Here is a 15,363-nt window from a genome sequence, read left to right on the forward strand (position 1 = left end):
TCCCGGTTGAGACAAGCGGTCATTTCTGTTGGAGTGGAGATGCCGCTTTTGACAGACCTCAGGGAGTTGTCACAGCCTGGTCACGTGGCGGTTTTAATCTACGCGTACAACCTGATGAGGAGACAGGCCATGTCCTTGCAACACAGCAGCGAAGACAAGATTCAAGTGATCCGCACCAAGCCCGGCCAACCTCTGGGTTGCTCCATTATTGACAAGGATGGGCGTGAAGTACCGATCACTGAAGACATGATCCAGGACGCATGCCGCGAACTGGAGAAGCGATTGGTCAAGCCTGCCGAACAAAAGTGATATAGCCACCGTCTTCCTGACCCGGCCCGTTTTGGCCGGGTTTTTTCTGTGTGCCGATTCGGTATTTTTGGTGCGACCTTCGCGAGCAGGCTCGCTCCCACAGGGGGGGATTTTCATTGAATGAGAGATCCCTGCTCGCGAAAAAGGCCGACTCGGTCCTAGACCGCCACCGCCCCCAGCGCCGCCACGATCTGCTGCAACTGCGGCGAGTCCCCTTCGATTCGCACCTGCAAGCCTTCAATCTCGCGTCGCACGGGATACTGCTTGCGCAACACATCGAACGCCGCACGCTGCTCACCGACATTACCTACAAGACTGCGGCGAAAATCCGCATCGTCGCGGCGCGGGTCGTACACTCCACGGCACAACATCGCCAGCGCCCAAGCCGGATCACTGCCTGCGTGCAGGGTCACTTGTGACAGCCACGGTGCAGGCAGTAACTCACTGAGCTGGATGCTCGCCGGCTGTCCGATAAATTCACAGTACGCCTGATAGATCTGCGCCGTGCCGCGCTGTTTGCCGTCCAGGCTGTAGCCGGCAATGTGCGGCGTCGCCAGCACGCAAAGCTCGGCCAACGCCACATCGACTTCGGGCTCTGCCTCCCAAACGTCGAGCACCGCTTGCAGGTCTTCGCGCTGCAGCAGCACCTCGCGCAGTGCAGCGTTATCCACCACCGGACCACGCGCGGCATTGATCAGCCAGGCACCGGGTTTAAGCTGTTGCAAACGCTGCTGATCGAACAGATGCCAGGTAGCCCCTGCTCCGTTGCGGGTCAGCGGGGTGTGCAGGCTGATCACGTCGCACTGCTCGATGATCTGTTCCAGGCTGACGTAGTCGCCGCCCTCGGCCGCCTGACGCGGCGGATCGCAGACTTTCACGTTCCAGCCCAGTCCTTTGAGCACCTTGATCAACCGACCACCGACCTCACCGGCGCCGACCACGCCATAGGTGCGCTGCGTCAGATCGACGCCTTCGATTTCGGCGAGGGTCATCAGGCTGCCGAGCACGTAATCGACCACACCGCGGGCATTGCAGCCAGGAGCGCTGGACCAGGTGATCCCCGCTTCGGTGAAGTAATCGAGATCCAGATGATCGGTGCCGATGGTGCACGTCCCCACGAAACGTACCCGGCTGCCTTCGAGCAACGCCCGATTGACGTTGGTCACCGAGCGCACCAGCAACACATCGGCGTGTTCGACCGTCGCACGGTCGATGGAACGGCCCGGCACCCGGCGGATCTCGCCGAAACCGGCAAAAAAGGCATCGAGCAACGGGATATTTTCGTCGGCAACAATCAGCATGGCGGGCTCCTATAGCGGATCGGCAGTTTAGGTGCAGATGGGCGGTTGGGCCAGAGGCCTTGCGATTACAAATCCGCAACAGAGGATTTTTCCTGACTGTCACGTCAGCGGCGTAGAATGCGGCGCCTTGCGCATCAACACCTGTGGACGCTTTGCCTGTGAACTCTGTAACTGAACAACCTGTCGCCGTCTCTCTCACCCGCCCCGCGCGTATCCGCCTGGAGTTCAAGAACCTGCTCGCCCTGGCGCTGCCGATCATCATCGCGCAGCTGGCGACCACAGCCATGGGCTTCGTCGATGCGGTGATGGCCGGGCGCGTCGGGCCCAAGGATTTGGCGGCAGTCGCACTGGGTAACTCGATCTGGGTCCCGGTGTTTCTGCTGATGACCGGCACCCTGCTGGCCACCACACCGAAAGTCGCCCAGCGTTTCGGCGCCGGCACCCACAGCGAGATCGGCCCGATCGTTCGTCAGGCGTTGTGGCTGGCGCTGGTGGTCGGCCTGATCGCGACGGCGATGCTGGTGGCCGCCGAGCCGGTGCTGCACCTGATGAAGGTCGATCCCGAACTGATCGGCCCGTGCATGCAGTACCTGCACGGCATTGCCAGCGGACTGCCGGCGGTGGCGTTCTATCACGTGCTGCGCTGCACCAGTGACGGCATCGGCCGTACCCGCCCGGCGATGGTGCTGGGTCTGTGCGGTCTGGCCCTGAACATTCCGCTGAACTACATCTTCATTTATGGCCACTTCGGCGTGCCGGCCATGGGCGGCGTCGGCTGCGGCTGGGCCACGGCCATCGTGATGTGGGTCATGGCGCTGGGTCTGGCCGGTTGGGAGCGCTGGGCGCCAGCCTATCGTTCGAGTGAGATCTTCAGCCGCTTCGACTGGCCACAATGGGCGGTAATCAAGCGTTTGCTGGCGATCGGCCTGCCAATCGGCATCGCGGTGTTTGCCGAGTCGAGCATCTTTGCCGTGATCGCCCTGCTGATCGGCAGTCTCGGCGCCACGGTGGTCGCCGGGCATCAGATCGCACTGAACGTCAGTTCGCTGGTGTTCATGATTCCGTACTCGCTGGGCATGGCGGTGACCGTACGAGTCGGCCAGGCCCTGGGCCGTGAAGAACCACGCGAGGCGCGCTTCGCCGCCGGCGTCGGCATGGGCACCGCGTTGGCCTACGCCTGCCTGTCGGCAAGCATGATGCTATTGCTGCGCGAGCCGATTGCCGCGATCTACACCGCAGACCCGACGGTGATCCACATCGCGGCGATGCTGATTGTGTACTCGGCGCTGTTCCAGTTTTCCGATGCGATTCAGGTCACCGCCGCCGGCGCTCTGCGCGGTTATCAGGACACCCGGGTGACGATGATCCTGACCCTGTTCGCCTACTGGGGCATCGGTCTGCCGGTGGGTTACGCCCTCGGCCTGACCGACTGGCTCGGCGAACCGCGTGGCCCGAGTGGCTTGTGGCAAGGCCTGATCGTCGGCCTGAGCTGTGCGGCGCTGATGCTGTCGATCCGCCTGACCCGCAGTGCGCGCAAGCGTATTCGGATCAGTCGTTCGGTGGGCTGAGCCCTTAACGCAAGACAAAAAATATGGGAGCGGGCTTGCTCGCGAATGCGGTGTATCAGTCGCCATTGATCGTGACTGACATACCGCTTTCGCGAGCAAGCCCGCTCCCACATCAGGTTTTGTGTTTGGCTCGGACTCAGGCGTGTTTCTTGCGGATCCAGTACAGATAAGTACCGGCCTCTTCGTGCTGACCGACCAGTTCGTGGTCAAGAAACACGCAGAACTTGGGAATGTCGCGACGGGTCGAGGGATCGGTGGCAATCACCTTGAGCAGGCCGCCGGGCACCAGATCACGAATGTGCTGGTGCAGCATCATCACCGGCTCCGGGCAATTGAGGCCGGTGGCGTCGAGGGTGCCATCGACCGGGGTATCAATCATTTCACTCATGATTCACTCCTGAAACTGACCGGCATTGTCGCGCATTGCCGGGGGCGTCGTCTAACCCCTGTGGGACCGGGCTTGCTCCCACAAGGCGTTACGGTGTGTCAGCGGGATTTGGCTTTCTTGATGTCATGCCGGCGCAGGTGGCAGGTCACTTCCTCGCGATCGTGATACAGCTGCTTGCAGCCAATATCGACCTTGATCCCACGGGCCTTGAAGCCATCGGCAATGCGCTCAAGCAAGCGTTTCACTTCGGCATAGCGCTGCTTCATCGGCAACTTGAGGTTGACCACCGCCTCTCGGCAATGGCCCTCGCCGATCCACTCTTCAAGCATCGCCGCGTTGCGCGCCGGCTTCTCGACGATGTCGCAGACCATCCAGTCCACCGGCTGCTTGGGCTTGAAGGTGAACCCGTCAGCCATCAAGTGCTGCACCAGGCCGGTGTCCATCAGGCTTTCAGCCATCGGGCCGTTGTCGATGGCGGTCACCAGCATGCCGCGGTTGACCAGTTGCCAGGTCCAGCCACCGGGCGCCGCGCCGAGGTCGACGCCGGTCATGTCACTGTGCAGACGCTCGTCCCACTGGTCACGCGGGATGAAGTGGTGCCAGGCCTCTTCCAGCTTCAACGTCGAACGGCTTGGCGCCTCGCGCGGAAACTTCAGGCGCGGAATGCCCATCGGCCACATCGCCGAATTACCGGCATCAGCCATGCCGAGGAACACTTCGCGACCACTTTTGAACGTCAGCAGCAGACGCGGCTTGCTGGCGTCCTCCACCAGTTTGCCGGCGGCGGTCAGTGCCTTGCGCAGCGGGCCTTCGAACTTCTTGCAGAAGTTCGACAGTTCCTTGCCGTCATTGGTATCGACGACTTCCAGCCACAGGCTGCCGAACACCGGGAAATCGGCCATGTGCGCAAGGATGACGCTGATGCGGTCGTTTTCCGGCAGATCGATGAAGATACCGCGCGCCCATTGCCGCGGGAAAATCAGTTCGGCGAAACGCTGGCCGCGCATCAGGCGTTCAGCGCCGTCTGCTTCAGTGCAGACGAACTCGGCGTAGGCAGTGGCCGCTTTGGCCTTGGCGTAACCGGCGACGTTCAACTGGGCGGCGAGGTCGGAAATCTCCGAACAGACTTCGCCTTCGAAGCCTGGCCGGCAATGCATGAATAGGGTGTTCATTTTTACTCCTGGGCAGAGGGCGGACATTCGGCCCCTGCACGATGCTCAAGCCTTGCATTGAAGCAAAGCCTGTCACGAAAACCGGCGCATGATAGCCGATGTCGGAACCTTGGACTTGCCCATAGAGTCCAGTTATTAGCCAGCTACTGAAAACAGGGCTACGTTGATAGCTCTGCCCGTCCCCTCAGTCCGTAGCCGTGCGGACTCAAAGGAGTGATCGTAATGCCGTCCCTCGATAGTCTGAAGACCCTTAAAACACTGCAAATCGACGACAAGACCTACCACTATTTCAGCCTGCCGGACGCAGCGAAAAGCCTTGGCAATATCGACAAGCTGCCAATGTCGCTGAAAGTCCTGCTGGAAAACCTGCTGCGCTGGGAAGATGAAAAAACTGTCACCGGCGCCGACCTCAAGGCGATCGCCGCCTGGCTCAAGGAGCGGCGCTCCGACCGGGAAATCCAGTACCGCCCGGCCCGCGTATTGATGCAAGACTTTACCGGCGTACCCGCCGTGGTCGACCTTGCCGCGATGCGCGCTGCCATGGCCAAGGCCGGCGGCGATCCGCAACGAATCAACCCGCTGTCGCCGGTGGATCTGGTGATCGACCACTCGGTGATGGTCGACAAATTCGCCACCGCCAGCGCTTTCGAACAGAACGTCGACATTGAGATGCAGCGTAACGGCGAACGTTATGCCTTCCTGCGCTGGGGCCAAAGCGCCTTCGACAACTTCAGCGTGGTGCCACCCGGTACCGGGATCTGCCACCAGGTCAACCTCGAATACCTCGGGCGCACCGTGTGGACCAAGGATGAGGACGGCCGCACCTACGCGTTCCCCGACACGCTGGTCGGCACCGACTCCCATACCACCATGATCAACGGCCTCGGCGTACTCGGCTGGGGCGTCGGCGGGATCGAGGCGGAAGCGGCGATGCTCGGCCAACCGGTGTCGATGCTGATTCCGGAAGTGATCGGCTTCAAACTCACCGGCAAGCTCAAGGAAGGCATCACCGCCACCGACCTGGTGCTGACGGTCACGCAGATGCTGCGCAAGAAAGGCGTGGTCGGCAAATTCGTCGAGTTCTACGGTGACGGCCTCGCCGACCTGCCACTGGCGGATCGCGCAACCATCGCCAACATGGCCCCGGAATATGGCGCAACTTGCGGCTTCTTCCCGGTCGATGACGTGACCCTGGAATACCTGCGCCTGTCCGGCCGACCGCCGGAAGTGGTGAAACTCGTCGAGGCTTACACCAAGGCCCAGGGCCTGTGGCGCCTGCCCGGTCAGGAACCAGTGTTCACCGACAGCCTGGCGCTGGACATGAGCAGCGTCGAAGCCAGTCTGGCCGGGCCGAAACGCCCGCAGGATCGCGTCTCGCTGCCGAATGTGGCGCAGGCCTTCAGTGATTTCATGGACCTGCAATTCAAGCCCACCAGCAAGGAAGAAGGTCGCCTGGAAAGCGAAGGCGGTGGTGGTGTGGCCGTGGGCAACGCCGATCTGATCGGCGAAACCGAGTACGAATACGAAGGCCATACCTATCGCCTGAAAAACGGCGCGGTGGTGATCGCCGCGATCACCTCCTGCACCAACACCTCCAACCCGAGCGTGATGATGGCGGCCGGTCTGTTGGCGAAAAAAGCCGTGGAGAAAGGCCTGACGCGCAAACCGTGGGTCAAGAGTTCGCTGGCACCGGGTTCAAAAGTGGTGACCGACTACTACAAGGCTGCCGGGTTGACGCAGTACCTCGATCAACTCGGGTTTTCGCTGGTCGGTTACGGTTGTACAACGTGCATCGGCAACTCCGGCCCCTTGCCGGAACCGATCGAGAAAGCCATTCAAAAAGCCGACCTCACCGTCGCTTCGGTGCTGTCCGGCAACCGCAACTTCGAAGGCCGGGTGCATCCGTTGGTCAAGACCAACTGGCTGGCCTCGCCGCCGCTGGTGGTCGCTTACGCCCTGGCCGGCAGCGTGCGTACAGACATCAGCACTGAGCCGCTGGGCGAGGACAAACAAGGCAACCCGGTGTACCTGCGTGACATCTGGCCGAGCAGCAAGGAAATCGCCGAGGCGGTGAGTCAGGTCAACACCGCGATGTTCCACAAGGAATACGCCGAGGTGTTCGCCGGCGACGAGCAATGGCAGGCAATCCAGGTGCCACAAGCCGCCACCTATGTGTGGCAGGACGACTCGACCTACATTCAGCATCCCCCGTTTTTCGATGACATTGGCGGACCGTTGCCGGTGATCACTGACGTCAAAGGCGCGCGGGTGTTGGCACTGCTCGGTGATTCGGTGACCACCGACCACATCTCCCCTGCCGGTAACATCAAGGCTGAAAGTCCGGCCGGGCGCTATCTGCGCGAAAAAGGCGTGGAACCGCGGGACTTCAACTCCTACGGTTCACGCCGTGGCAACCATGAAGTGATGATGCGCGGCACGTTCGCCAACATCCGTATCCGCAACGAAATGCTCGGCGGCGAAGAAGGTGGCAACACGATCTACATCCCCAGCGGCGAGAAGATGGCGATCTATGACGCTGCCATGCGTTATCAGGCCGATCGCACACCGTTGGTGGTGATTGCCGGTCAGGAATACGGCACCGGCTCCAGCCGCGACTGGGCGGCCAAGGGCACCAACCTGCTGGGCGTCAAAGCGGTGATCGCCGAAAGTTTCGAGCGTATTCACCGCTCCAACCTGGTGGGCATGGGCGTGTTGCCGCTGCAGTTCAAGCTTGATCAGAACCGCAAGAGCCTGAACCTCACCGGCAAGGAAACCGTGGATATTCAGGGCCTGACCGGTGTCGAGCTGACGCCGCGGATGAACCTGACCCTGGTGATCACCCGTGAAGACGGGCGGCAGGAGAAACTTGAAGTACTGTGCCGCATCGACACGTTGAATGAGGTGGAGTACTTCAAGTCCGGCGGGATCCTGCATTACGTGTTGCGGCAGTTGATTGCCTCGTAACACGCACGCCTCAGGACTTGAATCCACTGTGGCGAGGGCGCTTGCTCCCCCGCCACAAGTTCACCTGCCACAAATATCCCTGCACTTTTCCATAGGCGAAAAAAAACCCGCCGAAGCGGGTTTTTCCCAAGACCAATATCGACTCCCTGTCGGCAGCGATCCTTGCTAATGGTCGATCATCCGTGATCCTGAAACACTCCCTGTGTCTCAGTTGATGGGTGTAGATTACGCCGTGGATCCAATCGGCAATAGTCGAAAAAGCTACCACCGCGTGTAAGACATTCGCTATAGAAGCCCTTCCGAAAACCCTTACGCCTGTCAGCCTTCAAGCAGCAAAGCCGCGATGTGCGCGACGCTCAGCTGCCCAGTGGCCTGTTCCTGTTGGTCATCCTCCAAAAACCAGGCGGCAGACAATCCGGCGAACGCCAGCACCCATTGCAGCAACCGTCGGCGATCCAGCTTGGCCACTTCGACAATCACCTCAACCTGTCGCCGGACACGCTCCGGGTCGGCAGCCGTCGGCAGATCCGGGTTGCAGATCAGGTTCGCGTAATCAAAACCGCGCTCACCGCGCACCCGCTTGGGATCGATCGCCAGCCAGCCGCGAGTACCGAAATCGAGGACATTGTCGTGGTGCATATCACCGTGCAACACCACTATGTCTTGCGGGTCAGCGAGCAACGCTTCAGCCGCTTGCAGGCTCACGGCATAAGCGCCGCCATGTTCGGCGGCGGCCATTCGCAGTGAGGCGAACCACGGCGCCAGCTCCACCAGCGGCGGTGGCGGTGTCGGACGCGGTGCATGCAGGTGCGCCAGCGCCGTGCACATGATCCGTGTGGCGGTGTCGTCTTCACCATTGAGCGCCATGTGCATCAGCGAACGCCGGCCCATGGCCCGTTCCAGCAGCAAACCGTCCTCGTGATGAGCCAGCACCTGCGCGGCGCCATCACCGTCCCACCAGGTCATCAGCCGATTGCCATACTTTTCGTCGGTATCCAGCGCGATCTTGAGCATGGCCGGTGCATCGGCAAAACGCACCGGTAACAGGCGGCTGCCCGGGGTGATGATCGGCTCACCGTCCGGCACCAGCGCCCAGCGTTGCAGCCACGGTTCGAACATGGCGTTATCAGTCACCGTCACGCTCGCGGGTCTTGGCGCTTTCGGCGAGAAACTGTTCAAGTCGACTCAGTTGTTCCTCCCAGCCACGGCTGTCCATGTAATACGCCTCTTTCTGCCGCACATCGGGAATATGCGCAAAACCGGATTCGGACACCTTGAGCAATGTGCCGCCCTCGTAATCCTGCAGCTCGAACTTGACCAGTGTCGTCGGCTCCTGGGAGTAATCGATTTTCGGATTGACCGCGTACGGGTGCCAGCGAAACGAGAACAACTGCTGCGGCTCGACCCGCTCGACCAGCACGTTCCACAGGACATGTTCATAACCCGGGTACGTGACCTGCCCTTGCGTCCATTCGCCGGCAATGAACCGCCTGCCCTCCAGCGCCACACCAAACCACTGGCCAAACGCCTCGGCATCGACCAATGCGCGCCAGACATAAGAACGCGGCGCCTTGAGCGTGATTTTGCGTTCGAAACTATTGGGTACTGGTTTCATAAGTCACCTCCTGTTCTGAACAGTAGGCTTGTATGACCACATGTCCAACCTGAAGTTGTATCAAAGGGCTGCGCCTGTTCAGTCCAAAGGAAACATTCGGCGGCATTTCTGATCGTTGAAAGAGTGAATGACTGACGCATCCCTCCCAGTGAACCTGCTACCTTTTCCAGCGAATCGGAAACAAACAAGGACGAAGCATGCAGCCCTCCCTATCAGAACGTTATCGCGGCGCCCTGCTCGGCCTGGCTTGCGGCGACGCCGTTGGCACCACGGTGGAGTTCAAACCGCGAGGCTCATTCCAGCCGCTGACAGACATGGTCGGCGGAGGCCCCTTTCACTTGAAGCCTGGGCAATGGACGGATGACACCTCGATGGCGCTGTGCCTCGCAGAGAGTCTGCTGACCAAAAACACATTCGATGCGGCGGATCAAATGGGACGCTATCTGAACTGGTGGCAATGGGGATATCTCAGCTCGACGGGGGATTGTTTCGATATTGGCATGACGGTCAGTCAGGCACTGTCGCAGTACCAGCAAACCGGTCAGCCCTTTGCTGGATCAACCGACCCGTTTACCGCCGGCAACGGCTCGCTGATGCGGTTGGCGCCAGTGGTGCTGTTTTTCTTCCCTGTCGCCCAACAAATCCGCCAGTTCGCCAGCGACAGTTCGCGGACAACCCACGCGGCCCCTGAAGCCATCGAATGCTGTCAATTGTTTGCCGAACTGATTGCCAACGCGCTGCTCGGCGCCTCCAAAACCGAGTTGTGCAGACTGCCGCTCTCAACCTTCACTCAACCTAAAGTTGCCGCAATTGCTCGAGGAGATTATCTGGCCAAATCAGCCACTGAAATCCGTGGCAGCGGCTACAGCGTTGAGTCACTGGAAGCCGCGCTGTGGTGTTTTCATCACACCGACAGTTTCGCAGCAGCGATTCTGCAAGCCGCCAACCTGGGCGATGATGCCGACACCACTGCCGCGATCGTCGGTCAATTGGCCGGGGCCTATTATGGCGTTCGGGCGATTCCTGCCCACTGGCTGGAAATGCTCCATGACGGCGAGGAGATTGCAGCCACCGCAGATCGCCTGCTCGAAGCCTCCCGGCTGCGCGTTCCTGAATAGAAGCACCACAGCCGATAAACTGTTCTGCACTTTCATCCGACACAGTGAGATTACTCATGTCCCCACGCCTGCTCATAGCCCTGACACCCTTCCTGCTCACGCCTATCGCCCACGCCGCCGTCGACTGCGCCAATGCGAGCGATCAGGCCACCATGAACCAGTGTGCCGGGCAGGAATTCAAGGCGGCGGACAAGGAGTTGAACGCGGTGTATCAGCAGATCACCGGTCGGTTGAAGGACAACGCCGACGCCAGAAAGCTGCTAGTGAGTGCACAGCGGGCGTGGATCGAATTTCGTGATGCCGAATGCAAGTTTTCGGCGTCCGGGGTAGACGGCGGGAGCGTTTATCCGTTGATTTACAGCAACTGCCTGACCGGGGTGACCAAGGTGCGGGTCGACGCCCTGAAGCAGTATTTGAAGTGTGAGGAAGGTGACATGAGTTGCCCGGTGCCTGGGGCCTGATTTTGTAGTTGCTCAAAATTAATTATTGTTATTCGATAATTTATCATCGAGAATTCGCTACCCAATTGAAACAACCAGGAATTCTCATGAGTACTCACATCAACGGATTGGCGCTGCAGCGCATGCATTGGATCGGGCTGCTGGCAGCGATTCTTGTCTGGGTTCTGGGTGTGACGGAGGTCGGCGGCAACGCGACGATCTGGTTCTTCAAAAAGGATGAAATGCTGGCGGGCCTGCTCTATGCCTTTGCTGAAGGCTCACCGCAATTGCTTGACCCGTTTGTCGAGGGCGCGCTGCTTGATCCTGCGACCTGGCTGTCGTCGACGGTCACTGCGCTGATCGTTCTTCTGGACTTCCTGCCCGTTGCTCTGTCGGGCTACGCGTTATGGCTGACGGGGCTGTTTTTCCTGCGCTTGTCGCGCGGCGAAACCTGGACCGACCGCAACATCAGGGTCCTGTGGCGAGTGGGCATACTGTGCATCGTTTCTCCGGCAGCCTATCCGCTGGTAGAGACCTTGCAAGGTCTGGCGCTGTCGATAGATCTGCCGCCGGGGGATCGGATTTTTCAGTTCTCGATCGGCCTGTCTTCCGCTTCTGCCTACGAGATAATCAAAGGCGTATTGCTCTGCATATTTTCAATTATCATGCGTGACGCAAAAGTACTCAGCGATGAGCAAAGTCAATACATATAGAACAATATAATGACCATTATCGTCCGCCTTGACGTTGTCATGGCCACGCAAAAAATTCGCTCGAAAGAGTTAGCCGCCCTGCTGGGCATCACCGAGGCCAACCTGTCATTGCTGAAGAATGGCAAGGTCAAGGGCGTGAAAATGGCCACGCTCGACAAACTCTGCGCAGCGCTCAATTGCCAGCCAGGCGATCTGCTGGAATACCAGAAAGACTGAGCCTTGCCGGCCACGAGTTATTTGTCGCGCGCCTCATCCGTTTAACTTCTATTCAATCCTTAGTTGCAAGGCGTCTTTGTCATGTCCCGTTATTTGTTCTGCGTCCTGTTAATGCTCACCGCGTTGCTTGGCGGCTGCGCCACGCAAATAGACGTAGCACTCAATGCAATACCTGATCCGGACTATCAGTTCGACCGAAAGGCAACAGTACTTGTGACCTCGGCGAGCGCCGCCGATGAGAATGCACTCAATGCCCGCTACTATCTTCGTGATATGGTCAACGCACTGAAAGACCTGGGCTTCCTGGAGGTTTATACCGACGCCAGCCTGCCCAGGAACCACGCGCCGATCAAAATGACCATCACGCTCGACATTGGTAGCCGGCAGGTGTCTTACCGCTATACCGCGACCGACTATGGGCAAGTGCCAACCAGCACTTCGACCGTGTGCAAGAACACCAAGAAAAAAGATGACCGACTGACCTGCACCAGTACCCCCAATACCACTTATGGCCCGGTGGGCACCTCTGAGCGAATCGGTTACACCACCCTCAGCACCTTCATTGCCACCGCCCGCGATGAGGCGAGCAAACGCACGGTGTATCTGCTGCGGGCGTCGTCTTATAACGAGGACTGCCAGGCAGCCAAGGTCGAAGCCTTTCTGGTGGAGCAAGGTCTGCAGAACCTGAACTTCCAGGACCGTGTGCAACGCAACTACAGCATCACGATGCCCGAGGGTTACAGCTGCAAATAGTCCGTTGCAGAATGAAAGCGCATCGATGCGCAAGCTGAGTCACCGATAACGAGTTTCACAGCACATGCTCAGCCCGCGTGAGCCTGTGCTGTGAAGCTTTTTGCGGCTACACGTGCGGATCACCGGGTGGCTTGGCCGGCGCCGCATATTGCGGCTTGAGGTGGCCATCCTGATCCAGTAGCCAGGCGTCCATGATCTGCCGCACCACAGGACCCGCCACCCGACCACCGGCCTCACCGTTTTCGATCATCACCGAAATGGCGATCGTCGGATGCTCTGCCGGCGCGAAGCCGACGAACAAGGCGTTGTCCCGGTGCCGTTCGAGGGTTTTCTCGCGGTTGTAGCGCTCGCCCTGCTTGATCGCCACCACTTGCGCGGTACCACTCTTGCCGGCAATGCGGTATTGCGCCCCGGCCGCAGCGGCGCGAGCAATACCCCGGGCATCGTGCATCACCATCTGCATGCCGTGGTTGACCTGATCCCAGTCACGCGGATTCTTCAGCAGGATGTTGGGCATTGGATGTTCGTCGACCGGTGCCACACCATCGACGGTCTTGGCCAGGTGTGGACGGTTCCATACACCCTTGTTGGCAATCAGCGCAGTCGCCTGGGCCAACTGTAGCGGCGTGACCTGCATGTAGCCCTGGCCGATGCCGAGAATGACCGTTTCACCCGGGAACCACGCCTGACGGCGCGTGGCGCGCTTCCAAGCCTGCGACGGCATCAAACCTGGCGACTCTTCGAACATGTCGAGCGAGACTTTTTCACCGAGACCGAACATGGCCATGTAGTCGTGCAACCGATCAATGCCGAGCTTGTGCGCGAGGTCGTAGAAGTAGGTGTCGTTGGAACGCATGATCGCCGCGTCCATGTCCACCCAGCCGTCGCCGCTATGGTTCCAGTTACGGTACTTGTGATCGAAGTCCGGGAGTTGGTAGTAGCCCGGATCGAAGACACGGGTCTGCGGGGTGACCACGCCGGCATCGAGGCCTGCAATCGCCACCTCAGGCTTGATGGTCGAACCCGGTGCGTACAAACCGCGCAGCACTCGGTTGAACAACGGTCGGTCGATGGAATCGCGCAGCGCCGAGTACTCCTTGGAGCTGATGCCGGTGACGAACAGATTCGGGTCGAAACTCGGGTTGCTGACCATCGCCAGCACTTCGCCGGTGGCCGGATCGAGCGCCACCACCGAACCACGGCGGTCGCCCAGTGCCGCTTCGGCAGCCTCCTGCAGTTTGACGTCGAGGCTCAGCACGATATTTTTGCCTGGAACCGGATCGGTGTGCTTGAGCACTCGCAGCACTCGGCCCTGAGCGTTGGTCTCGACCTCTTCATAGCCAACATGGCCGTGCAACTGCGCTTCGTAGAAGCGTTCGATGCCGGTTTTGCCGATAGATTGCGTACCGCGGTATTCGACCGAATCCAGAGTTTTGGACTCTTTCTCGTTGATCCGGCCGACGTAACCGATCGAATGCGCGAAGTGCGGCCCCAGCGGGTAATGCCGAACGAACTGCGGCTCGACATCCAGGCCAGGCAAGCGGAACTCGTTAACCGCTAACACAGCGATCTGTTCTTCCGTCAGCTCGTAGAACAGCGTCACCGGGGTGAATGGGTGACGGGACTGCTTCATGGCCTTATCGAAAACGCTACGATCTTCTGCTGGCAGATGCAGGAGATTGATGACCTCGTCCAGCTCCTGATTGACGTCAGTGGCGCGTTCGCGGGTGATGATCAGGTTGTAACTGGGGCGGTTATCGGCGAGCAGTACGCCGTTGCGATCATAGATCAGGCCGCGAGTCGGCGGGATCGGCAAGACGTGGACGCGGTTGTTTTCGGAGATGGTCGAGTGATAGTCGTATTCAACCACTTGCAGGATGTACAAGCGCACCACCAGCGCACAGCTGATAGCAAAGACGAACAGAGCGCAGGCGATCAACCGCTTGTTGACCAAGCGCTTCTCTTTTTCGTGATCCTTGATTGGGATGGGTTCTGGCATTTCTACAGCAACTCTTCGACAAAAAATGAGTGCCTGTCCGTGGGCATGACATCAGTCCGTTAAAAACGAGCTGCACCATACCAAAAACCGGGCGGTCACTTCAGAAGGTTTTTCCCCAGTGGCTGTCCCGGCGACGGCTGGAACGCCCGCACCTCAGTCGTAGCGCCTTGTGTGGCGAAGCAAACCACTTTCCTGCGGGCAAAACAAAACCCCAACTGCTTTCGCAATTGGGGTTTCGGAATTTAATCTTGACGATGACCTACTCTCACATGGGGAAACCCCACACTACCATCGGCGATGCATCGTTTCACTTCTGAGTTCGGGATGGGATCAGGTGGTTCCAACGCTCTATGGTCGTCAAGAAATTCGGTGTGCCGACTCGTCTTTCGACGCTTCAGCAAATTGGGTATGCGATAGTTTGTGTGTTTCTCTCGAACTTTCGGTTCGTTTCGTCTTCACACACCGCAATCTGGTGACCTTTCGCTCTTCAGCTCAAAGCCTGCAAATTGCTTGGGTGTTATATGGTCAAGCCTCACGGGCAATTAGTATTGGTTAGCTCAACGCCTCACAGCGCTTACACACCCAACCTATCAACGTCGTAGTCTTCGACGGCCCTTCAGGGAACTCAAGGTTCCAGTGAGATCTCATCTTGAGGCAAGTTTCCCGCTTAGATGCTTTCAGCGGTTATCTTTCCCGAACATAGCTACCCGGCAATGCCACTGGCGTGACAACCGGAACACCAGAGGTTCGTCCACTCCGGTCCTCTCGTACTAGGAGCAGCCCCTCTCAAATCTCAAACGTCCACGG

The 15,363-nt window shown here is 59.3% G+C and carries 14 protein-coding genes and 2 rRNA genes (1 of these 16 running past the window's edge); 8 read left to right on the forward strand and 8 right to left on the reverse strand.

Translation table 11 applies throughout. The features are described from left to right. Positions 1 to 129 precede the first annotated feature (129 nt). Complete coding sequence (locus tag AC0J41_RS17070) at positions 130 to 309, forward strand: PA1571 family protein (RefSeq protein ID WP_025111047.1); 180 nt, start codon at positions 130 to 132, stop codon at positions 307 to 309. Positions 310 to 467: 158 nt separating this feature from the next. Here the strand turns inward: AC0J41_RS17070 and pdxB are convergent, their stop codons facing one another. Next, a complete protein-coding gene (gene pdxB, locus AC0J41_RS17075; protein ID WP_473013117.1) occupies positions 468 to 1,610 on the reverse strand; it encodes a 4-phosphoerythronate dehydrogenase PdxB in 1,143 nt (380 codons plus the stop codon). Positions 1,611 to 1,768: 158 nt separating this feature from the next. Here pdxB and AC0J41_RS17080 point away from each other — a divergent pair, with 158 nt between their 5' ends. Then, positions 1,769 to 3,178 (forward strand): MATE family efflux transporter, encoded by a 1,410-nt coding sequence (locus tag AC0J41_RS17080; RefSeq protein ID WP_473013118.1) that lies wholly within the window; start codon positions 1,769 to 1,771, stop codon positions 3,176 to 3,178. A gap of 136 nt (positions 3,179 to 3,314) precedes the next feature. On the opposite strand, the gene tusA is transcribed toward AC0J41_RS17080, so the two are convergent. Both tusA and rlmM read right to left on the reverse strand, forming a co-directional pair. Continuing rightward, positions 3,315 to 3,566, reverse strand: coding sequence for a sulfurtransferase TusA (gene tusA / locus AC0J41_RS17085; protein ID WP_025111044.1), 252 nt, complete (start codon positions 3,564 to 3,566; stop codon positions 3,315 to 3,317). A 98-nt stretch (positions 3,567 to 3,664) separates the two neighbouring features. Continuing rightward, a complete protein-coding gene (gene rlmM, locus AC0J41_RS17090; RefSeq protein WP_025111043.1) occupies positions 3,665 to 4,738 on the reverse strand; it encodes a 23S rRNA (cytidine(2498)-2'-O)-methyltransferase RlmM in 1,074 nt (357 codons plus the stop codon). 222 nt (positions 4,739 to 4,960) lie between these two features. Between rlmM and acnA the strand changes: the two genes are divergently transcribed. Then, positions 4,961 to 7,702, forward strand: a complete 2,742-nt coding sequence (gene acnA / locus AC0J41_RS17095; RefSeq protein ID WP_473013119.1) for an aconitate hydratase AcnA — start codon at positions 4,961 to 4,963, stop codon at positions 7,700 to 7,702. A 318-nt stretch (positions 7,703 to 8,020) separates the two neighbouring features. On the opposite strand, the gene AC0J41_RS17100 is transcribed toward acnA, so the two are convergent. Together AC0J41_RS17100 and AC0J41_RS17105 are read right to left on the reverse strand one after the other, a co-directional pair. Then, complete coding sequence (locus AC0J41_RS17100; RefSeq protein WP_473016015.1) at positions 8,021 to 8,821, reverse strand: aminoglycoside phosphotransferase family protein; 801 nt, start codon at positions 8,819 to 8,821, stop codon at positions 8,021 to 8,023. 7 nt (positions 8,822 to 8,828) lie between these two features. Next, positions 8,829 to 9,317 (reverse strand): SRPBCC family protein, encoded by a 489-nt coding sequence (locus AC0J41_RS17105; protein ID WP_025111040.1) that lies wholly within the window; start codon positions 9,315 to 9,317, stop codon positions 8,829 to 8,831. A 197-nt stretch (positions 9,318 to 9,514) separates the two neighbouring features. Here AC0J41_RS17105 and AC0J41_RS17110 point away from each other — a divergent pair, with 197 nt between their 5' ends. The 5 genes from AC0J41_RS17110 (at position 9,515) to AC0J41_RS17130 (ending at position 12,557) form a co-directional block, all read left to right on the forward strand. Then, positions 9,515 to 10,435 carry an ADP-ribosylglycohydrolase family protein gene (locus tag AC0J41_RS17110; RefSeq protein ID WP_473013120.1) on the forward strand — a complete coding sequence of 307 codons (921 nt, stop codon included), beginning with the start codon at positions 9,515 to 9,517 and terminating at the stop codon, positions 10,433 to 10,435. Between the two features lie 56 nt (positions 10,436 to 10,491). After that, positions 10,492 to 10,896 carry a lysozyme inhibitor LprI family protein gene (locus AC0J41_RS17115; RefSeq protein ID WP_025111039.1) on the forward strand — a complete coding sequence of 135 codons (405 nt, stop codon included), beginning with the start codon at positions 10,492 to 10,494 and terminating at the stop codon, positions 10,894 to 10,896. Between the two features lie 86 nt (positions 10,897 to 10,982). Then, on the forward strand, positions 10,983 to 11,588 hold the full coding sequence (locus AC0J41_RS17120; RefSeq protein ID WP_049828010.1) for a DUF2975 domain-containing protein: 606 nt from the start codon (positions 10,983 to 10,985) through the stop codon (positions 11,586 to 11,588). 9 nt (positions 11,589 to 11,597) lie between these two features. Continuing rightward, the gene (locus AC0J41_RS17125) at positions 11,598 to 11,804 is read left to right on the forward strand and encodes a helix-turn-helix domain-containing protein (RefSeq protein ID WP_025111037.1); all 207 of its coding nucleotides are present in this window, start codon (positions 11,598 to 11,600) and stop codon (positions 11,802 to 11,804) included. An 81-nt stretch (positions 11,805 to 11,885) separates the two neighbouring features. Next, a complete protein-coding gene (locus AC0J41_RS17130) occupies positions 11,886 to 12,557 on the forward strand; it encodes a hypothetical protein (protein WP_025111036.1) in 672 nt (223 codons plus the stop codon). 106 nt (positions 12,558 to 12,663) lie between these two features. Here the strand turns inward: AC0J41_RS17130 and mrdA are convergent, their stop codons facing one another. From mrdA to AC0J41_RS17145, 3 genes are all read right to left on the reverse strand, one after another. Then, positions 12,664 to 14,556 (reverse strand): penicillin-binding protein 2, encoded by a 1,893-nt coding sequence (gene mrdA, locus AC0J41_RS17135; protein ID WP_473013121.1) that lies wholly within the window; start codon positions 14,554 to 14,556, stop codon positions 12,664 to 12,666. 246 nt (positions 14,557 to 14,802) lie between these two features. Further along, positions 14,803 to 14,918 (reverse strand): 5S ribosomal RNA (rrf, locus tag AC0J41_RS17140). Between the two features lie 159 nt (positions 14,919 to 15,077). After that, a 23S ribosomal RNA gene (locus AC0J41_RS17145) occupies positions 15,078 to 15,363 on the reverse strand; it runs 2,606 nt beyond the window's last position.

Source organism: Pseudomonas sp. Arb-4-2C (assembly GCF_055755015.1).